At 66.5% G+C, this 19,890-nt stretch carries 17 protein-coding genes and 1 other RNA gene; 15 read left to right on the forward strand and 3 right to left on the reverse strand.

Translation table 11 applies throughout. The features are described 5' to 3' along the window. The first annotated feature begins 89 nt into the window (after window positions 1–89). Both ACP69S_RS12630 and ACP69S_RS12635 read left to right on the forward strand, forming a co-directional pair. Entirely contained in the window at window positions 90–1,289 is a 1,200-nt protein-coding gene (locus ACP69S_RS12630; RefSeq protein ID WP_425997701.1) for a sensor histidine kinase, read from the forward strand. A 191-nt stretch (window positions 1,290–1,480) separates the two neighbouring features. Beyond that, window positions 1,481–2,359: a DMT family transporter gene (locus tag ACP69S_RS12635; RefSeq protein ID WP_425997703.1), complete on the forward strand. Its 879-nt coding sequence runs from the start codon at window positions 1,481–1,483 to the stop codon at window positions 2,357–2,359. Between the two features lie 61 nt (window positions 2,360–2,420). Here ACP69S_RS12635 and ACP69S_RS12640 read toward each other — a convergent pair whose 3' ends face one another. Beyond that, window positions 2,421–3,890, reverse strand: coding sequence for a flavin-containing monooxygenase (locus ACP69S_RS12640; RefSeq protein ID WP_425997705.1), 1,470 nt, complete (start codon window positions 3,888–3,890; stop codon window positions 2,421–2,423). Between the two features lie 163 nt (window positions 3,891–4,053). Here ACP69S_RS12640 and ACP69S_RS12645 point away from each other — a divergent pair, with 163 nt between their 5' ends. The 13 genes from ACP69S_RS12645 to murD all read left to right on the forward strand — a co-directional run bounded on the left by ACP69S_RS12645 (window position 4,054) and on the right by murD (window position 17,414). Then, complete coding sequence (locus ACP69S_RS12645; protein WP_425997707.1) at window positions 4,054–4,947, forward strand: DMT family transporter; 894 nt, start codon at window positions 4,054–4,056, stop codon at window positions 4,945–4,947. Further along, window positions 4,944–5,669 (forward strand): N-acetylmuramoyl-L-alanine amidase, encoded by a 726-nt coding sequence (locus ACP69S_RS12650; RefSeq protein WP_425997709.1) that lies wholly within the window; start codon window positions 4,944–4,946, stop codon window positions 5,667–5,669. Before ACP69S_RS12645 ends, ACP69S_RS12650 begins: the two co-directional genes overlap by 4 nt. After that, window positions 5,669–6,280 carry an FMN-binding negative transcriptional regulator gene (locus ACP69S_RS12655; protein ID WP_425997710.1) on the forward strand — a complete coding sequence of 204 codons (612 nt, stop codon included), beginning with the start codon at window positions 5,669–5,671 and terminating at the stop codon, window positions 6,278–6,280. Before ACP69S_RS12650 ends, ACP69S_RS12655 begins: the two co-directional genes overlap by 1 nt. Before the next feature lie 880 nt (window positions 6,281–7,160). Further along, complete coding sequence (locus ACP69S_RS12660) at window positions 7,161–7,358, forward strand: hypothetical protein (RefSeq protein ID WP_425997712.1); 198 nt, start codon at window positions 7,161–7,163, stop codon at window positions 7,356–7,358. Between the two features lie 406 nt (window positions 7,359–7,764). Further along, window positions 7,765–8,149: RNase P RNA component class A (gene rnpB, locus ACP69S_RS12665), an RNA gene on the forward strand. Window positions 8,150–8,440: 291 nt separating this feature from the next. Further along, window positions 8,441–8,905, forward strand: coding sequence for a division/cell wall cluster transcriptional repressor MraZ (locus tag ACP69S_RS12670; RefSeq protein WP_425997714.1), 465 nt, complete (start codon window positions 8,441–8,443; stop codon window positions 8,903–8,905). Continuing rightward, window positions 8,902–9,840 (forward strand): 16S rRNA (cytosine(1402)-N(4))-methyltransferase RsmH, encoded by a 939-nt coding sequence (rsmH, locus tag ACP69S_RS12675; RefSeq protein ID WP_425997716.1) that lies wholly within the window; start codon window positions 8,902–8,904, stop codon window positions 9,838–9,840. The genes ACP69S_RS12670 and rsmH overlap by 4 nt, the downstream gene beginning before the upstream one ends. Further along, a complete protein-coding gene (ftsL, locus tag ACP69S_RS12680; RefSeq protein ID WP_425997718.1) occupies window positions 9,837–10,280 on the forward strand; it encodes a cell division protein FtsL in 444 nt (147 codons plus the stop codon). Before rsmH ends, ftsL begins: the two co-directional genes overlap by 4 nt. Continuing rightward, complete coding sequence (locus ACP69S_RS12685; RefSeq protein ID WP_425997720.1) at window positions 10,277–12,040, forward strand: peptidoglycan D,D-transpeptidase FtsI family protein; 1,764 nt, start codon at window positions 10,277–10,279, stop codon at window positions 12,038–12,040. Before ftsL ends, ACP69S_RS12685 begins: the two co-directional genes overlap by 4 nt. After that, complete coding sequence (locus ACP69S_RS12690) at window positions 12,037–13,494, forward strand: UDP-N-acetylmuramoyl-L-alanyl-D-glutamate--2,6-diaminopimelate ligase (RefSeq protein WP_425997722.1); 1,458 nt, start codon at window positions 12,037–12,039, stop codon at window positions 13,492–13,494. The genes ACP69S_RS12685 and ACP69S_RS12690 overlap by 4 nt, the downstream gene beginning before the upstream one ends. Then, window positions 13,487–14,875 (forward strand): UDP-N-acetylmuramoyl-tripeptide--D-alanyl-D-alanine ligase, encoded by a 1,389-nt coding sequence (locus ACP69S_RS12695; protein WP_425997724.1) that lies wholly within the window; start codon window positions 13,487–13,489, stop codon window positions 14,873–14,875. The genes ACP69S_RS12690 and ACP69S_RS12695 overlap by 8 nt, the downstream gene beginning before the upstream one ends. Next, complete coding sequence (mraY, locus tag ACP69S_RS12700; RefSeq protein ID WP_425997726.1) at window positions 14,875–15,987, forward strand: phospho-N-acetylmuramoyl-pentapeptide-transferase; 1,113 nt, start codon at window positions 14,875–14,877, stop codon at window positions 15,985–15,987. The genes ACP69S_RS12695 and mraY overlap by 1 nt, the downstream gene beginning before the upstream one ends. Before the next feature lie 11 nt (window positions 15,988–15,998). Beyond that, on the forward strand, window positions 15,999–17,414 hold the full coding sequence (murD, locus tag ACP69S_RS12705; RefSeq protein WP_425997728.1) for a UDP-N-acetylmuramoyl-L-alanine--D-glutamate ligase: 1,416 nt from the start codon (window positions 15,999–16,001) through the stop codon (window positions 17,412–17,414). A 49-nt stretch (window positions 17,415–17,463) separates the two neighbouring features. Here the strand turns inward: murD and ACP69S_RS12710 are convergent, their stop codons facing one another. Continuing rightward, on the reverse strand, window positions 17,464–18,804 hold the full coding sequence (locus ACP69S_RS12710; RefSeq protein WP_425997730.1) for a surface lipoprotein assembly modifier: 1,341 nt from the start codon (window positions 18,802–18,804) through the stop codon (window positions 17,464–17,466). Next, window positions 18,801–19,811 carry a hypothetical protein gene (locus tag ACP69S_RS12715; RefSeq protein WP_425997732.1) on the reverse strand — a complete coding sequence of 337 codons (1,011 nt, stop codon included), beginning with the start codon at window positions 19,809–19,811 and terminating at the stop codon, window positions 18,801–18,803. The genes ACP69S_RS12710 and ACP69S_RS12715 overlap by 4 nt, the downstream gene beginning before the upstream one ends. Window positions 19,812–19,890: the final 79 nt, after the last annotated feature.

A 19,890-nucleotide genomic window follows, 5' to 3' on the forward strand; every position in this document is an offset into this window, starting at 1 on the left:
ATAAATATTTTCACCGGACTGTATCCCCGAAATATTGACCCATGTTGCAAACCTGCGAATATGTCTCGAATAGAGATCGGAGATCGAGCGTGAAGCTCTTTTCGAAGCCGGGGCAGCCGCCATGGACTCACCAGCGTTATTCAAAGCCGGGTCTAGCTGGCGACGGGGGTGCGACGACGGCGGGCATTGGCGAGGCGATAGCCTCGCCGGGCGGTGATCGGGGCGCAAGCGTGAACAGCAGGAAGCCAGGGCTGGCACGACCCGAAGGATCGATTACGCCCACTGATCTTAGGGGTGACCAGCTTGGCGATCCGCTCGGCGCCAGCCTTTTCGAGGCCAGCCAGGACTGCGTCAAACTGCTCGATCTGGACGGTCGGCTTCTGGCGATGAACGTCAATGGCCTGTGCCTGATGGAAATCGACGACTTTGCGCCCTTGAAAGGGTTGGCGTGGGAAACCTTGTGGCCCGAGCAGAGCCGCACCCTGATCGGCGACGCGGTAAACCAGGCGGCCGGTGGGAAAGTGGCCCGCTTCACAGCCGAGTCCGCGACGCTTAAGGGACAGCTCAAGGTCTGGGACGTCATCGTGTCGCCTGTCTATGACGCGAGCGGGCGTCCGAGCCAGATTGTCTCCATTTCCCAGGACATCACAGAACAGCGACGGGCGCAGGAGCAGACCGCCCTGATGAGCCTTGAGCTATCGCATCGGATCAAGAACGTGTTTGCGGTCGTGGACGGGGTGATTGCGCTTTCGGCGCGGTCGGAACCACAATCGGCGGAGTTCGCCGAGAAGCTGCGCAAACGTATCAATGCTCTTGGGCGGGCGACCTCTTACGTCTCGCCGTCGGACGTAGGCAGGGGGGATCTGCCCGTCATTCCGACGCTGCACGGCCTGCTTCAAACGCTTCTGGAGCCCTATGGCGCCCTCAATGGGCCGGCGCGCCAGCTGATGATCGCGGGCGCCGACTGTCCCGTTGGGCAATCGGCCACGACCGCAATAGCACTGGTGATCAACGAGCTGGCGACCAACGCCTTGAAATACGGGGCTCTGCGGTCATCGACGGGGCATATCTCGCTGAGCATCACGCAAGTCGACGGCACTGTTTCGCTGGTCTGGCGGGAAACCGTCGAGATAGTCGAGATGCGCCGGCCGGATGTGTCGACGGGCTTCGGGACGACCTTGTTGGAGCATTCGGTCGTCAGATTGCTCAAGGGGGCCCTGCAGCGCGAGTGGCTGCAAGACGGCCTGCGCGTCTCGATCCAGATTCCCTTGGAGAAACTTGTCCACTAGAGCATTTTCCGATAAGTGTGAAACGGTTATCGGATCGAAAAATGCTCTAAACTTCTGATTTAGAGCCCTTTTCGCCCGACCCTGATGAAGCCATCAGGTCGGAAAGGGCTCTAGGGAGTTCGGCAGGCGCCATTTTTTCGAGCGGGCGTCCGGCTCTCGCCAAGCTCTACCGAATGCGGCAGGAAGCGGCCATGAACCGCTTTGCCTTTTTCGCTCTTGTTCTCGCCGGTGTTTCCTGGGGTCTGGGCTTTCCGCTGGGCAAGCTGGTCCTGCGCGAGACCGACGCCGCCCACATGGTGCTGCTGCGCTTCGCCACGGCGGCGATCGTCGCGGCGCCGTTCGCCCTGATGACGGCCGAGGCGCGGGCGCTATTCTGCTCGCCGGTGGTGCTGCTGGCCGGAGCGCTCTACGGGATTGCGTTCATGGTGCAGTTCGAGGGGCTGGCCCATGTGAGCGTCACCCTTGCCGCCCTGCTGGTCGGAGCCATGCCCGCCCTGATCGCCATCAGCGCCCGGTTCTTCGGCGAGAAGGTCAGCCGCGCTTCGTGGGCGGGCGTGATCGCCGCCACCCTGGGGGCGGCCCTGATCGCCGGCAAGCCGGATGGCGCCGGCTCGCCGCTGGGCGTGGCCCTGTCGCTGGCCTCGCTGCTTGTCTTCTTGGCCTGGCTGATCGTGCTGCGCCGCGCGCCCAAGGTCGAGGCGACGATGGCCATTCCGGCAGTGACGGTGATCGTGGCGGCGGCGACCATCCTTCCCATTGCCTTCCTCATGCACGGCCCGCCGAAGCTCGACCTCAGCCCCGTCGCCTGGGCCAGCATTGTGGGGCAAGGCGTGGTGGCAACCCTGCTGGCCACGGCCGCCTGGCAGTACGGTTCGGCCCGGGTCGGGGCGGCCAGCGCCGGGGTGTTCATCAATATCGAGCCGCTGATGGGCGCGGCCATTGGCGTGATGCTGTTTGGCGATCACCTGACCTTGGCGCTGTGCGCCGGCGGCCTGCTGATCGTCGCCGGCAGCTTCGCGGTCGTGATGGGGGAGGGGAAGGCGGCCGAGGCCGCTCAGGAACCTACATAACACCCGTCATCCCGGGACTTGTTCCCGGGATGACGACGGTTTGGTCTGTCATGCAGCGGCCTCAAGCCGGCGTTTTGACCTTCTGCTTTTCGAACCGCATCGTGCCGTCCTCGACCTTTCCCAGCTTCAGGGCCATCAGGTCCAGAGCGTAGTTCTGGTAGGCCTTCCAGGGCTTCTTGACCCCCTGCTTGGGGAACTTTTCCATCGCCCGCTGGACGTAGCCGGAACTGAAGTCCAGCCAGGGCTCGACGTCCATGCCGGTCTCGTCTAGGCGCGGCACGCAGTACGCCAAGCCTTTACGGTCCATGTGGTTGAGCAGCTTGCAGACATATTCGGAGGTCAGATCGGCCTTCAGCGTCCACGAGGCGTTGGTGTAGCCGAACGCCGAGGCGAGGTTGGGCACGTCGCTGAACATCATGCCCTTGTAGCTCATCGACTTGGACAGATCGGCGACCTTGCCGTCGACCACCACCTCCATGCCGCTCAGCAGCTGCATCTGTAGGCCCGTGGCGGTCACGACGATATCGGCATCGAGAGTCTTGCCCGATTTCAGCTTCAGGCCGGTGGGGGTGAAGGTCTCGATATGGTCGGTGACCACCGAGGCCGAGCCCGCCTTGAGGGCGTCGAACAGGTCGGCGTCCGGCACCAGGCACAGGCGCTGATCCCAGGGATTGTAGCGGGGCGTAAAGTGGGTGGCGACGTCGTAGTCGGGGCCCAGGTGGCTGCGCACCAACTCGATCAGCTGGGCCTTGGTCTTCTCGGGCTTCTTGCGGGCCACATTGAAGAACAGCATTTGCATCAGCACGTTCTTCCAGCGCGTGATGCCATAGGCAGTCATGGCCGGCAGCTTGGCCCGCAGCCAGTTGGCGACGGGATCCTCGGCCGGGCGCGAGACCACATAGGTCGGCGAGCGCTGCAGCATGGTGACGTGGCTGGCCGTTTTGGCCATTTCCGGCACCAGGGTGACGGCGGTGGCGCCGCTGCCGATCACCACGACCTTCTTGCCGGCATAGTCGATGTCTTCGGGCCAGAACTGCGGATGCACGACGCGGCCGCCGAAGCTTTCGATCCCGGCGAAGTCGGGTGTATAGCCGGCGGCGTAGTCGTAATAGCCGGCGCACATATAGAGGAAGTTGCAGCTGACGCTGACGATTTGGCCCACATGCTCAGCCTCGACCGTCCATGTGGCGGTGTCCGACGACCAGCTGGCGCGCTTGACGTGGTGGCCGTAGCGGATCTTGCGGTCGACCCCATGTTCGGCGGCGGTTTCGCGGACATAGTTCAGGATCGATGGGCCGTCGGCTATGGCCTTGGCCTGCCGCCACGGCTTGAACGAATAGCCCAGCGTGTACATGTCGCTGTCGGAGCGGATGCCGGGATAGCGGAACAGGTCCCAGGTGCCGCCGATGGCGTCGCGACCTTCGAGGATGGCGTAGGTCTTGCCCGGGCAATGGGTCTGCAGGTGATAGCCAGCGCCGATGCCGGAGAGCCCAGCTCCCACGATCAAAACGTCGAAATGCTCGGTCGTCATGCCGTTTCCCACCCTGATGGATCGGTCCGGCTGTCCCGGACACTTTGGTATCTGATCAGTGTTCACTAACAAACGACCGTTTCGACGTAGCGTCAACTGCGGCGCGACGGCGCGGTGTTGGTTTTCATTGCGCACCCTCCGCTCGGACGCGTATGCGAGGGCCATGTCCCTGCGCGACTTCGGCGTGCTGGTCCTGATCTGTCTGGTCTGGGCCGGCAACAACATCATCTCCAAGATCGTGGTCGCCCACTGGGGCGTGCCACCGCTGGCCTATGCGTCGGTGCGGTTCGCGCTGGTGGCGCTGGTCACCCTGCCGTGGCTGCTTCCTGCGCCGCGCCCGATGTGGCGGCTGATCCTGGTGGCCCTGCTGATGGGCGCTGGCAACTTCGCCCTGCTATTCATGGGGTTCAAGACCGCTTCACCCTCGGCCGCCTCGGTGATCATCCAGCTGGGTGTGCCGTTCACGACGATCCTGTCAGTGATCATGCTGGGCGAGCGCATCCGCTGGAAGCGCGGTCTGGGCATCGCCCTGACCCTGGCCGGGGCGGTGGTGGTGATGTGGAGCCCGCATGGGCTGGAGCTGTCGGCCGGCCTGTGGCTGATCGCGGCGGCGGCCTTCACCGGCTCGTTGGGCGCGGTGATGATGAAGCAGATGGAAGGCGTCAAACCCCTGCAGTTCCAGGCCTGGGTCGGATTCTCGTCGTTCCTGCCTCTGGCCCTGATCAGCGCCGTGACCGAACCCGGCTCGATCCCGGCGGCGCTCAACGCGGGCTGGCCGTTCGTGGCGGCAGTGGTGTTCTCGGCCCTGGTGGTCTCGGTGGTCGGCCACACCGCCTATTACGGCCTGATCCAGCGCTATGAAGCCAATCTGATCGCGCCCTTGACCCTGATGACGCCGCTGATGACCATCGCCCTGGGTGTGCTGATCACTCACGACCATTTCGACATGCGCATGGGGATCGGCGCGGCTCTTGCGCTGCTGGGCGTGCTGATTATCGCCCTGCGCAAGAACCAGGTGATGCCGCTGTTGCTGTTGATGAGGAACCGCTCGCAATGACCCTGCCCCTCATCGAGGCCCCGTCGCCCAATTTCGACGCCCGCAAGGCCGTGCCCGACTGCGTGATCCTGCATTACACGGGCATGGAAACCGGCGAGGCCGCCATCGAGCGCCTGCGCGACCCGGAGGCCAAGGTCTCGGCCCACTATGTGGTTGAGGAAGACGGCCGCATCTTTCGCCTGGTGGCCGAGGAGCGCCGCGCCTGGCACGCGGGCGCTGCCTTCTGGAAGGGCGTCAAGGACATCAACTCGGCCTCGATCGGCGTCGAGATCGTCAATCCCGGCCACGAGTTCGGCTATCGCGCCTTTCCCGACGCCCAGGTCGCCTCGGTGATCAACCTGCTGGCCGACGTGCGCTCGCGCTGGATGATCTCGGACTCGCGGATCCTCGGTCATTCCGACATCGCCCCGGCCCGCAAGATCGACCCGGGCGAGCTCTTCCCGTGGAAGCGCCTGGCCGAGAGCGGTCATGGCCTGTGGATCGAGCCGCCCCCGTCGCCCGGCGCGCCGCTGGGCGAGGGCGAGGAGGGCACGGGCGTCTTCGCGCTTCAGGCCGGCCTGACCCGCTTGGGATACGACTGCCCACCAACCGGCAAGTACGACGCTTGGACCACCACCATCGTCTCGGCCTTCCAGCGCCACTGGCTGCAGACCCGCTTCGACGGCATAGCCGACGGCGAGACCCGCGCCCGGCTCGTGGGTTTGCTGCGGGCCGGCGACTGATGCACCCGGCCAAGAGATTCAAGGTCGAGGATCGCGAGGCGCTGCTCTCCTTCCTGCGCCAGCATCCGTTCGTGACCATCGCCGCCAGCGTCGGCGGCCGTCCGATGATCGCCCAGACGCCGGTCGTGGTGCGCGAGATGCACGACGAGCTGGTCATCGACTTCCACCTGTCACGCGGCAACATCCTGGCGCCGCATCTGGTCCAGGGCTTCCGCGCCGTGATGCTGGCGATCGGCCCGGACGCCGATGTCAGCCCCGACTGGTACGAGAGCGCCGACCAGGTGCCGACCTGGAACTACCTGTCCGTCGAGGCCGAAGGTTCGGTCGCCCCGCTCGATGAAGCCGAGATGATCGCCCAGCTAGACAGTCTGTCGGAGCAGGAGGAAGCGCGTTTGGCGCCCAAGCCGCTGTGGACCCGCCACAAGATGGCCCCCGGCAAGTTCGAGGCGATGCTGCGCGGCATCATCGGCGGGCGGCTGTTCGTGGACCGGCTGGAGGGGAACTTCAAGCTGTCGCAGAACAAGGGCGAGGCGGATCGGCTGGGGGCGGCCAAGGGGCTGGGGGAGCGTTCGTTGGCGGCGATGACGCGGGAGATTGAGACAGGACGCTGAGGCTTGGGTCGGCTTTCGACCCTCGTCAGCCATTCTGCTGGTCTGCTCTGGGCGAAGACGGCAAGGTCCGGTCCCGACCCTTAGCGGACATAACCGGCGGGGACACCAATGGGGAAAATTGTTTTCGGCTTTGCCTTCTTTGTCGCTTACTGGACCAGCTACCTGATGCTTTGGGCGCGCGCTTCGCACCTGCGGCAATCGGCGAGGCCAACCGCGCTCCCCAACATGTTCAGCCTCTTTCTGGGGACCGCCGCTCTAGGTTACCTCTGGAGCGGGCGGTACCGAGAGGCGGATGATCCGAAGCTCACGCGGCTCGTTCTCTCCACTCGGATCACGCAGTTGTTGCTCCCGGTGGGCGCAATATTTTTCCTGAGCGGAGCCTAACGTCTGCCTTCCACCGAGGCTGTGTGAAAACGCGTTTCGGACCTGGATGCGCCCGTTGACCGGGGTCACGAAATGGCTGATCTGGCGCTTTGTCGCGCATGGCGGCCGATCAGGACGCGAAAGTTTTCTTTCGTGAGCGGGTCCTGCCCGACGTTTTCACACAGCCTCCACCCCTAGCTGACGTTGGGATGATCCGGTTCTGGGCGGTGACCTAATTCCGCTCCCGACCCAAAGCCGACGTTTGATCGGTTTGCAAACCGATCAGGAGCTAGACGTTCAAGCTCGGACTTGACCTGGGTCACCTGACGATGCCCCGCCGCAGACGTTGATCACCGTCAGAGACGATGGCTGAGGCTCGGCGGCTGGGAGGACCGAACACTCAACGGAATCCGCCCGTCCCGCGTCACCAGCCTCCACAGCAACCGCCACGCTCGGCCCGCGTTAAGGTCAAGCTCGTAGCCGGCCTTCGCCGGGTGGGGCCTAAGGATATTCTCCCATGGCTGTTCGTCGCGTCGGTCTGCCCCTCACCGCTCCCTCCGTACCCCTGTTCGCCATCGCGGTGGTGCTGGCTGTTCTGGCCATGTTGGTCCAGTACGGCGGCATCGACATCCCGTTCATCAGCAAGCACGTGTTCAGCACCCTCGCCGTGGCCTTCGCGATCCTGACCGCCGGCGTCCTGCTGCGCGGAGCCTGATGGAGCGAGGCTGCTGAAAGCCCGTCCTACTGCAACTCGACCGGGGGCTCTGTCAGCGCAACCTGATGGCCGATGCCGCCTGGGCGCCCAGCCTCGTCGGCATGGTAATGTCCGCTCTTGGGGCGAAGGCAAATGACCGTTTTCCACCGAGGCTGTGTGAAAACGCGTTTCGGACCTGGATGCGCCCGTTGACCGGGGTCACGAAATGGCTGATCTGGCGCTTTGTCGCGCATGGCGGCCGATCAGGACGCGAAAGTTTTCTTTCGTGAGCGGGCCCTGCCCGACGTTTTCACACAGCCTCCACCCAAAGCCGACATTCCCACCCTCCGCCGTTCCCCGACCTTCGCCCGGCAGAGCGGATGAAAAGTTGACCTCCGCCCCATCCCCCGTCAAACACCGTCCCGGACCAGACGGTCGGGCGGTCGCGGTCTTCGCAAGAGGGCCGAGGAAAGTCCGGGCTCCACGGTGACAAGGCGGCGGGTAACGCCCGCCGGGAGCGATCCCAGGGATAGCGCCACAGAAAGCAAACCTCCTCCCTTTCGAGGGCGGGAAGGGTGAAAGGGTGGGGTAAGAGCCCACCGCGGACCTGGCGACAGGGACGGCATGGCAAGCCCCGCCTGGAGCAAGACCGAATAGGGACCCCGCGCCGACCTCGCGTCGGATAGGCCGTCACTGGCTGAGAAGGGTCCGGGTAGGTCGCGAGAACCGTCCAGCAATGGGCGGTCCAGAGGAATGATCGTCGCATCCCTTCGGGGGTGGCACAGAACCCGGCTTATAGACCGTCTGGTCCGTCTCTCCCCGTCTTGATTGTGGCGGGGAGGTGGCGGGCATCCCCAATCTCCCGTCATCGGACGATTTGGCCCCTTGCGGGACAAGCCTTTGCGCGCCCTCAACACTTAACAGTTCTGTGTATGTTCTGTTGATGGCTTGTGATCACAAGTTACGACCCAGCGCGACATCTTTGATTTCGCGGCAAATTGCCGGTCGGTGTCATTGTTTCCCAATTCATCCCATGTTAACCCAGTTGGGTCGGCCGCGATCTGATTTCGCGCTCGGCCTGGGTCTGGCAGGGGTAGGGCGAGGTGTTCCTCTCGACGTTCGAGAAGCAGGTGGACAGCAAGCGGCGCATCGTTGTGCCGCAGGACTTCCGCGCGGCGATCTCGGGCCCCTTCGACGGCGTGTTCTGCTTCCCCTCCATCGAGGCCGATTGCCTGGAAGGTGGCGGAAAAGCCTTGTTCGACCGTTACTTGGGCGTGATCGAGGAGATGCCGTTTGGCGATCCGGTCCGCACCGCGCTGGAAACCAGCGTGCTGGGCGGCATGGCCAAGCTCTCCTTTGATACAGCTGGTCGCATTACGCTGCCCGATCACCTGTGCGAGATGTTCGGTCTTGGTGATTGGGTGACTGTCGTCGGTATGGGCGAGCGTTTTCAGATTTGGTCGCGCGAGGCCTTCCAGGCCCATCGCGCCGCGCAGCGCGAGCTGGCCCGCGAGGGTCTTGCGGCTATGCGGGTGCAGCAGCGCACCGCAAGGTTGGGCGGCGCATGACCGACGCTGCTCCCCACATCTCCGTTCTGCTAAACGAGATCGTTGACGCCCTCGCGGCCAAGCCGGGCGAAACGATCATCGACGGCACCTTCGGAGCGGGCGGCTATACCCGCGCCATCCTGGCGACCGGCGCGAGCGTCGTCGGCTTCGACCGCGACCCGACCGTCCAGCGCTTCACCGAAGGTTTGCCGGCCGAACGCTTTCGGCTGATCCAGGACCGCTTCTCGCAAATGGCCGAGCATTTCGAGCCGCAGTCGGTCGATGGCGTGGTGCTGGATATCGGCGTGTCGTCCATGCAACTGGACGAGGCCGAGCGTGGCTTTTCCTTCATGCGCGACGGTCCGCTGGACATGCGGATGAGCGACACCGGTCCGACCGCCGCTGACCTCGTCAACGAGCTGGATCACACCGAACTTGCCCGCATCCTCTATGTGTATGGCGAGGAACACGCCTCGCGCCGCATCGCCAGCTTCATCGTGCGCCGTCGCGAGGAGCGGAAGTTCGAGCGCACCCTGGACCTGGCCCATGTGATCGAGCGCGCTCTGGGCGGCCGCAAGGGCGCCAAGGTCCATCCGGCCACCCGCTCGTTCCAAGGCTTACGCATCGCGGTCAATGAAGAGCTGGCCGAGCTGGAGGCGGGCCTCGCCGCTGCCGAAGTCATCCTTAAGCCCGGCGGCCGGCTGGCGGTGGTGACCTTCCACTCGCTGGAAGACCGCATCGTCAAGAACTACCTGGCCGAACGGGCCGGGCGCACGCCGGGCGGCTCACGTCACCTGCCGCAGGCGCCAGCCGGCGCGCCGGCCAGTTTCCAGCTGATCGCCAACAAGGCCATCGCGCCGGGCGAAGCCGAGTTAGCCGTCAACCCGCGCGCGCGCTCGTCCAAGCTGCGCGCCGCCGTCCGCACGACCGCCCCGATCTGGGAGGCAGCGTCGTGAGTCTCGCCGGCATGTTCAATCGCCGGGTTCGCGGTTTTCGGGTGGTCGAGGTTGTCGGCATGGGCATGCTGCTGACCCTGGTCACCGGCGTCTATCTGGCCAAGACCGTCGCCGGCCGCGAGCGCAACGAGATCGCCCGCATCGTGCGCGAGATCGAGGACGAGAAGGCTCGCAAGCGCCTGCTTGAGGCCGAGGTCGCCCATCTGGAACAGCCGCGCCGCATCGAGGCTCTCGCCGTGGCCATGGGCCTTCAGCCGATCGCGGCCGCCCGCGAGACCACCGAGGACGCCCTGATCGATGTGGCCCGCAACCGCGCCCCGCCGACGCCGGTCGAGCTGCAGCCGGCGCCGGTCGCGCCCGAGGCCCTGGCCGCCGACGGGCCCGAGCCGACTCCGGCCGATGTCCCGCCGCGCGCGCCACAACCGGAGGCTCCGCGATGAGCCTCGCCAACCTTGGTCCGTCCGGCTTCCAGCCTGGCGCGTGGCGCTGGTTGATCGAGCGCGTCTGGCGTCTGGAGCACGCCTTCGAGCGCTCGCGCGCCGCCGCCAAGCCAGAAGACGACACCCGCATCCGCATCTTCTTCGTCATGGCCTTCTTTGGCCTGTGCTTTGTGGTGCTGGCCCTGGGCGCCAGCGCCTCGGCGCTGTTTTCCGGCGCCGGTAAGGGCCCAGGCTACCTGGCCTCGACCGAGGGCGCGCGCGGCGATCTGGTCGACCGTGACGGCCGGCTGCTGGCCGTCGACCTGACCCACTACGCTCTCTATGTCGATCCCAAGGAAGTCTGGGACAAGCAGGAGGCGCGCCGCGTCCTTGGCAAGGCCCTGCCCGAAGTGCCGGCCAAGCGGCTGGACAAGGTGGTGTTCGGCGATCGCCGCACCTTCCTGCTGGGCGGCCTGACGCCCGAGCAGAAGGACGCCGTTTTCAACCTGGGTCTGGCGGGTATCTCGTTCGAACCGCAGGGCCGCCGGGTCTATCCCCTGGGCGAGACCGCCGCCCACCTGGTCGGCTTTGTCGACAGCGGTGGCAAGGGTCTGGCCGGCGCCGAGCGCGCACTGGACAAGCCAATCCGCTCGGCGGCCGGCGAAGGTGGTGTGGCGACGGCTCTGTCGATCGACATCCGCGTGCAGGCCGCGCTTGAGGACGAGGTCCGCAAGGCCGCTCTGGAGTTCCAGCCGCGCGGCGCGGTGGGCGTGGTCACTAATGTTCACACTGGCGAGATTCTGGGGATGGCCAGCTATCCTGACTTCGATCCCAACAAGGCCGGGACTGCCACCGACGACCAGAAGCTGAACCGGGCGGCCGGCGCGGTCTATGAGATGGGCTCGACCTTCAAGGCCTTTACCGTCGCCATCGGCCTCGACACCGGCGTCGCCACCCCGACCTCGACCTTCGACGCCCGCGAGCCCTACAAGCTGGGCTATCGCACCATTCATGACTATCACGCTGCCAAGGCGGTCCTGAACCTAATCGAGGTGTTCAAGCACTCGTCCAACATCGGCACCGCCAAGCTGGCCGTCGGCGTCGGCGCGCAGCGCTTGAGCCAGTATTTCACCAACCTTGGGCTCACCAAGCCGGCCAAGGTCGAGCTGCTGGAATCGGCCCGTCCCTTGACCCCTCGCAAGTGGGACGAAGACGCGGTGGCCTCCACCTCGTTTGGCCACGGCATGAATGTCACGCCGCTGGCGCTCGCGGAGGCCATGGGTCCGCTGCTGAACGGTGGCACCCGTCCGCCCCTGACCATCCGCAAGCTGGCGCCGGGCGTGCGCCCCGAAGGTCCGCGCGTGCTGGCCGAAGAGACCTCGCAACAGATGCTGCGGATCATGCGCGCCAATGTCATTCCCGGCGAAGGCGGTAGCGGCGGCAAGGCCGACGTGGCCGGCCTGTCTGTCGGCGGCAAGACCGGCACGGGCGAGAAGTACGATCCGGCCATCAAGGCCTATAACCACCAGCGTCAGGTCTCGTCCTTTGCGGCGGTGTTCCCGACCGAGGGGCCGATCGAGGCCGACCGCTATTTCGTGCTGATCCTGCTGGACGAGCCCAAGGGCAACGCCCGCACCTTTGGCTTCTCGACCGGCGGCTGGGTCGCCGCGCCGGCGGCCGGCAAGGTGATCGAGCGCATCGCCCCGTTCCTGGGCGTCAAGCGCAAGACTCAGATCGTGACCGTCGCCAACTCGACCACCAACCCGGGGACGGGCCTGTGACCAAGACGCTTTCCGACCTTCTGAAACGCGACCTGCCCGCCAACCCGGTGATCACCGGGGTGACGGCCGACAGCCGCAAGGTCGGCCCCGGAACCCTGTTCGCCGCCCTGCCGGGGACCAAGGTCGACGGCGCGAGCTTTGCGCCCGGCGCCATTACCGCAGGGGCCGTCGCCGTGCTGGGTCCGGTCGGCATGCAAAGTTTCTCGGTCCCGACCGTGAAGGTCGAGGATCCGCGCCGCGTCTACGCCCTGGCCTCGGCGGCCTTCTGGGGCGCCCAGCCGGCGACCTGCATCGCGGTGACCGGCACCAACGGCAAGACCTCGGTGGCCGGCTTCTGTCGCCAGATCTTCGCGCGACTCGGTCACAAGGCCGCCAGCATGGGAACCCTTGGCGTTGTGGTCAGTGGTCCTGGGCTCGCGGACCAGCAACTGACCCCTCCTGGACTCACCACCCCCGACGCCGCCGATGTCGTGGAGATGATGGCCAAACTGGCCGGCATGGGCGTCACCCATCTGGCGGTCGAGGCTTCGTCACATGGCGTGGACCAGCGCCGGCTGGATGGCGTGACCCTGAAGGCCGCCGGCTTCACCAACTTCACCCAGGATCACCTCGACTATCACGGCTCGATGGAGAGCTATCGCGACGCCAAGCTGCGCCTGTTCGACGCCCTGCTGCCCATGGGCGCGACGGCGGTGCTGAACAGCGACAGCGACGCCTTCGGGGTCTTCGCCGCCACGGCGGTTACGTCCGGCCAGAGCGTATTCTCGGTCGGCGACGAGGGTCAGGGGCTGAAGCTGGTCTCGCGCGCCCTGACCCCTCACGGCCAGACCCTGACGGTCGAGGCTGCTGGCCAGACCTACACCGTCGAGCTGCCGCTGGCCGGCGGGTTCCAGGCGTCGAACGTGCTGGTCGCGGCGGGCCTATGCATCTCCACCGGCGAGGACACAGCGGCAGTGCTCAAGGCGCTGGAGAGCCTCGAAGGCGCGGCAGGCCGGCTGCAACGCGTGAGTCGCGGCGCCAGGGGCGGCGAGGCCTATGTCGACTATGCCCACACGCCGGATGGTCTTGAGACCGTCTTGGAAGCCCTGCGGCCGCACACGGCCGGCAAGCTGATCGTGGTGTTTGGCGCGGGCGGGGATCGCGACCGGGGCAAGCGTCCGCTGATGGGCGAGATCGCCGCCCGTTTGGCCGACGTCGCCATCGTCACCGACGATAATCCGCGTTCGGAAGATCCGGCTTCGATCCGCGCCGCCATCCTGGAAGCCGCCCCCGGCGCGACCGAAATCGGCGACCGCCGCGCCGCGATCCGCGCCGCCGCCGCCCATATGGTCGAGGGCGACGTGCTGGTGGTGGCCGGCAAGGGTCACGAGCAGGGTCAGCTGGTGGCTGGCGTGAACCACCCGTTCGATGATGTCACCGAGACGCTGGCAGCGCTGGAGATGGCCCATGTCTGAGCCCCTCTGGACCGCGCAGGAAATCGCCGCCGCCACCGACGGCAAGGTCACTCAGGACTTTTCGGCGACCGGCGTCTCCATCGACAGCCGCAGCATCGAGGCCGGCGACCTGTTCGTGGCCCTGACAGGCGCGCGAGACGGCCATGAGTTCGTGGTCCAAACCAACGACAAGGGCGCGGCGGGGGCTCTGGTCTCCAAGCCCGTGCCCGTCCCGGCGGTGCTGGTCGAGGACGCGTTCCGGGGGCTGGAACGCCTGGGCGAGGCGGCCCGGATGCGCGCCCCTCAGGCCCGTCGCGGGGCGGTGACCGGTTCGGTCGGCAAGACCAGCGTCACCCGCGCGGTCGAGGCAGGCCTGCGTCTGGCCGGCAAGGCCCATGCCTCGGTCAAATCGTACAACAACCACATCGGCGTTCCCCTGACCCTGGCCCGCATGCCGCGCGACACCGAGCGCGCCGTGTTCGAGGTGGGCATGAATCACGCGGACGAGATTGTTCCGCTGTCGCGGATGATCCGTCCGCACGCCGTGGCGATCACCACCGTCGGTCCGGTGCATCTGGAGAACTTCGCCGACGGCGAGGAGGGTGTCGCCCGCGCCAAGGCCGAGATCTTCGCCGGCCTGGAGCCCGAGGGTGTCGCCATCCTCAACGCCGACAATCCCTGGTTCGAGCTGCTGAGCAAAGAAGCCGCCAAGGCCGGGGCCAGCATCTGGAGCTTCGGCTCGCACGAGGGCGTCACCGCCCAGCTGACCGGCTTCGACGTCCACGTCGGCGGCGCGACCGTGTCGGTGAACCTGCGCGGCGAGGCGATCAGCTTTCCGATCCTGCAGACCGGCGTCCACTGGGGCCCCAACAGTCTGTGCGTGCTGCTGATGCTGGAGGCGCTGGGCGTCTCGCGCGAGATCGCCTTGCAGGCCTTGGCCAATTTCGAGCCCATCGAAGGCCGCGGCGCCGAGACGGTGGTCAAGATCGAAGGCGGCGCCTTTACGCTGGTCGACGAAAGCTACAACGCCAATCCCGTGTCGATGCAGGCGGCGCTGAAGACGCTCGGCGCGCGCAAGGTCGAAGGCCGGCGCATCGCCGTGCTGACCGACATGCTCGAACTGGGCGAGGGCAGCGCCCGGTTTCACGCTGAACTTGCGACCCCGCTCGAGGCGGCCAAGGTCGACAGTGTCTTTCTTGCAGGCGTCCACATGAAATCGCTGTGGGAGGCGCTTCCGCCGACTCGGCAGGGCGGCTACGCCGAAGTTACCGAAAGGTTAACGATGGAGCTGACGGCCGCGATCCGGCCGGGCGACGTGGTGATGGTGAAGGGGTCGAATGGCTCCAGGGCCGGCGTTCTCGCCAGGGCCCTGGCGGCGCTCGACCTTGGGGGACGGGGCTGATGCTGTATTTTCTCTATGAATGGCTGGCGCGCTCCCAGGAGCACGTGCCGCTGTTGAACCTGCTGAAGTACCTGACCTTCAGGACCGGCATGTCGATGCTGACCGCCTATATCGTCGCCGTCGCCATGGGCTCGCGCTTCATCCGCTGGATGAAGAGCAAGCAGGGCAAGGGCCAGCCGATCCGCACCGACGGCATCGCCCGCCACGTCACCGAGAAAGCCGGCACGCCCACCATGGGCGGCTTCATGATCCTGGCCGGCCTGTTCGTCGGCGCCCTGCTGTGGGCTGACCTGCGCAACATCCACGTCTGGGTCGTGCTGCTGATCACCGGCAGCTATGGCGTGCTGGGGTTCATGGACGACTACGCCAAGGTCACCAAGCAGACCACGGCGGGGCTCTCCAGCGTTCAGAAGCTGATCGCCCAGTTCGTCGTGGCCATTGCCGCCACCGTGCTGCTGATCCTGTTCGCGCCCAAGTCGCCGATGACGGCGGGCATGGAGACCAGCGTGGTCTTCCCGTTCTTCAAGACGTTGGTGATCAATCTGGGCTGGTTCTACGTGGCCTTCGCCGCCGTCACCATCGCGGGCTTCTCCAACGCCGTGAACCTGACCGACGGCCTGGACGGCCTGGCCATCGTGCCGGTGATGATCGCCGCCGCGACCTTCGGCCTGATCACCTACTTGGTCGGCAACTACAAGTTCGCCGACTATCTGAACCTGCACTTCGCGCCCGGCGTCGGCGAGCTGGCGGTGCTGTGCGGCGCGATCATCGGCGGGGGCATGGGCTTTCTCTGGTACAACGCCCCGCCGGCCAAGATCTTCATGGGCGACACCGGATCCTTGGCCCTCGGCGGCGCCCTGGGCGCCATCGCCGTCTGCTCCAAGCACGAGCTGGTTTTGGGCATCGTCGGCGGCCTGTTCGTGGTCGAGGCGCTCAGCGTCATCATCCAGGTCGGCTACTTCAAGAAGACCGGCAAGCGGGTCTTCCTGATGGCGCCGATCCACCACCATTTCGAGAAGCTGGGCTGGGCTGAATCCACCGTCGTGATCCGTTTCTGGATCGTGGCGATGATGCTGTCGTTCGTCGGCCTCGCCACCCTGAAGCTGCGGTAGGGAGCCAGGCCATGATCCCCGTCCGTGGTTTCGAGGGCAAGACCGTCGCGGTGTTCGGCCTGGGCCGCACCGGCCTGACGGCTGCGCGCGCCCTCGTGGCCGGCGGCGCCAATGTGGCGCTGTGGGACGAGAGCCCCGCCAGCCAGGACGCGGCCATGGCCGAGGGCTTCAAGGTCGTCGACCTGCGCTCGGCCGACTGGAACCTGTTCGACGCCCTGATGCTGTCGCCCGGCGTGCCCCTGACCCATCCCCAGCCGCACTGGACGGTGAAGATGGCGCGCGACGCTGGGGTCGAGATTCTGGGCGACATCGAGCTTTTCGCCCGCACTGTCAACGCCGCCCCGGCTCACAAGCGCCCCAAGATCATCGCCATCACCGGCACCAACGGCAAATCCACCACCACGGCCCTGATCGGCCACCTGTGCGCTTCGGCCGGTCGCGACACCCGCGTCGGCGGCAATATCGGCGCGGGCGTGCTGGGCCTGGAAGACATGCACGGCGGCGCGGTCTACGTGCTCGAGCTGTCGTCCTACCAGCTGGACCTGACCAGCAGCCTCAAGGCCGACGCCACGGTGCTGCTGAACATCTCGCCCGACCACCTGGACCGTCACGGCGGCATGGAAGGCTATATCGCCGCCAAGCGCCGGATCTTCCTCAACCAGGGCAAGGGCGACACTGCCATCATCGGCGTTGACGACGCCTGGTGCCAGCAGATCTGCACCGAGATCACCGCCGCCAACCGCCGCACCATCTGGCCGATCAGCGCCGGCAAGGCCATGGGCCGGGGCGTCTATGCCCTGCAGGGCGTGCTCTACGACGCCACCGGCGACCGGGTCACCGAGATGGCCGACCTGCTGCGCGCCCGCAGCCTGCCGGGCCGCCACAACTGGCAGAACGCCTGCGCCGCCTATGCCGCCGCCATCGCCATCGGCATCCCGCACCATGACGCGGTCGACGGCCTGATGACCTTCCCGGGCCTGGCCCACCGGATGGAGACCGTCGGCAAGATCGGCCGCGTGCGCTTCGTCAACGACAGCAAGGCCACCAACGCCGACGCCGCCCGCCAGGCGATGAGCAGCTACCCCAAATTCTACTGGATCGCCGGCGGCGTACCCAAGGCTGGCGGCATCAGCGAACTGACCGACCTCTTCCCGCGCGTCGAGAAGGCCTATCTGATCGGCGACGCCGCTGAGGACTTCGCCGCGACGCTGGAGGGCAAGGCTGCGGTGCGGATGTGTGGTTCGATCGAAGTCGCCACCGCTGCGGCCTATTCCGACGCCATGGACAGCGGCGAGGACGCCATCGTCCTGCTGTCGCCGGCCTGCGCCTCGTTCGACCAGTTCGCGGACTTCGAAGCCCGCGGTGAGGCGTTCCGTGCGGCGGTCGAAGGGCTGGGGAAGATCGGGGCCAAGGCGGCGCTGGGTTAGGGGCTGAGCTGCGTCTTCTCGGCAACGGCGCTCTAACCCAATCTTGACCTTAAAAATCCCGCGTGAAGCCAAATTCCATGCGCTGGCGAGCATAGCGCCCAAGGGGGACATTGGAGACGGCTCGCGAGGCGGTGACCTGGATGAACGGGAAGGCGCCCAGCACGTACAGGTCGCGGCGGGACAGTCGGGCGGTGACGCCCACCTCGCGATCAAGGCGGCGCACGCCGAACAGGGACGAGCGCTGGGCGAAGCGGCGCGCCTGGGCGTAGGGTTCGACATAGGCCAGGATTGTGAACGGCAGGGCAAACAGGCGGCCCGTCGCCAGACGCGCCTCGCCGTAGCTCGCCTGGGGCTCGACCAGGTCGCGAACATCGACGACGGCGCTGGCTCGCCACAACGCGCTGGGGCCCAGAAAGCGCGTTCGCCCGGCGCGCAGGCCATAGCTCCAGCCGTCAAAGGCCGCGCCGCGCCGACTGTCGATGCGGTCCAGATGGACCAGACCATCCCAGCGCAAATCCTGACGGACGTAGATCTCGGCGCTCGCCTGAGCGCCTTGCCAGCTCTCCAGCGCGGCGCCGCCGAAGCGGATGTCGCGATAGGTGGCGGCCAGGTCCAGCTGAGCACGGTCGTTCAAGCGCAGCGTTGGGCCGGCATAGAGTGCCCATTGGGACTGATCGACGCTCCGCCCAGGCGTATCGACGGCCAGGATCGTGCCGCCGACCTTCACCGCCAGGCTTTCCGACAGGCGCCAGCGGCGTTCCGCTGACATGCCCAGGCTCGCCGCGACTCCGCTTTGGCGGCGTGCGTCGTCTGACAGGGTGAACGGCAGGCCAAAGAGCGACACGGACGTGGCGTCGGTCGCGCCGTTGATGTTGCTGTCGGGGGCGATCGAGGCCGAGAACGACAGCGTCAGGCCGCGCCGCGCCTCGATGGCGGTCAGGCGCGCGGCGGCGATCGCTCGGCGTTGAGGATCGAGCTGGCCGGCCAGGGCCAGCCGATAGGCCAGGGTGGCCGAGCGGTCGCGCCGAGCGGCGAAATGAATCTCGCCCAGTTGGTAACGGGCCAGGGCGTCGTTGTCGTCCTGGGTGAGATGGGCCTCCAGCAGGGCGATCGCCTCGGACGAGCGGCCCAGTTTGGCCAGAAGCTCGGCGCGCAGGCGCACGCCGGCGGCCGTGGCGGCGATGTCGGCGCGGGTCTCGATCAGGGTCAGGGCGGCCGCGTGGTCCTGAACCCGCAAGTCGCGCATCAGAGCGTCGGCGAAGTCGCGGTTAGCCTCGCCAATGGCGAGAGGCGGTTCGGCCTGCCGGGCCTGGGCGGGCGATGTCGCCAACGCCGCCAGGACCAGGGTCGTGATCAGCGGCAGAGCGACCCGCCCAGGCCGAGGCGTCACGGGTTGAGCTTGAGCCCACCGACGCCAACCAGCGTGCCGCCGCTGGGATCGGTCAGCTTGTAGTTCATGCCGACCTCGGCCGGCGACTTGCCGGTTTCACCGTAGAAGGCGCCGTTCACGGTCCCGGAAAGGCTCACACCGGTGGCGGCGCCCGCGAAACGCGGCCCAAAGACCCCGCTCGTTGCGATCGTTCCGGAGAAGCTGAAGTTCAGGTCTCGGGGCGCGAAGGCCGCCGCGCCGGCTGCGTCCGTGACGTAGAAGTTCGACGCTGATCCTGTCACCGACGCCTTGGCGAAATCGGCGGTGAGGGTAATATCGCTGGAGGTGTTGTAGACAGCGCCCGCGCCTGTGACATAGGCGCCGCGCGCGCCGCCATCGAACTTGGCCGAGCCCGTGGTCGGCAGCAGCGGCTGCATCAAGCCCGCGCCGACGGCGAAGTAGGACGGTGCGCCGGTCGTATTGGCCAGGGTGAGGCTGCCCAGTTGGACATAGTCCAGGCCGCCCTGCAGCACGTTGGTGATGTCGTACAGGGTGAGTGTGCTGCCGTCGCCCGGCAGCCGCGCGCCGGTGATGCCGTCTCGCCCATAGTTCGCGCCGACCCGAATGAGGCCCAGCCCGTCGGTCTTGGACACGGGCGTATCGTAGTAGGTGTACAGGGCGCCCGCTCCCCGGAAGTTGCCGAGCACATATTGGTCGTCGTCGGTGCGCGTGGTCTTGCGATTGTCGAACGCGATGAACTCAAACGCCGGAGTACCGCCTTCGAGTTGCCTTTCTTGCAGCCCGAAGGCCCCGGTCCCAGTGGAGCCCCCCGAACAGGTCAAGGCGTTCGGCGACGCCGTGCAACTGGACGCATAGGACTGGGTCGGCGGTGCGGGCGGCTTTGGCGGGACGGGCGGAACGGGCGTGACCGGCGTCGTCGGGCCGGTCGCTCCGCCACCGCCGCCACCGGCGCAGGCAGACAGCGCCAGCATCGCGGCCGTCAGGATGATTGAACGCTTGAGAAACATACGCGACCCCCGGAAAGGGTCCTAGCAAGGCAGCATGGTCACCGCAACCCTAGACGGCGTCGCCGGAGTTAACACCTCA

This window comes from Caulobacter sp. DWR1-3-2b1 (assembly GCF_049895765.1).
Lineage (GTDB): Bacteria > Pseudomonadota > Alphaproteobacteria > Caulobacterales > Caulobacteraceae > Caulobacter.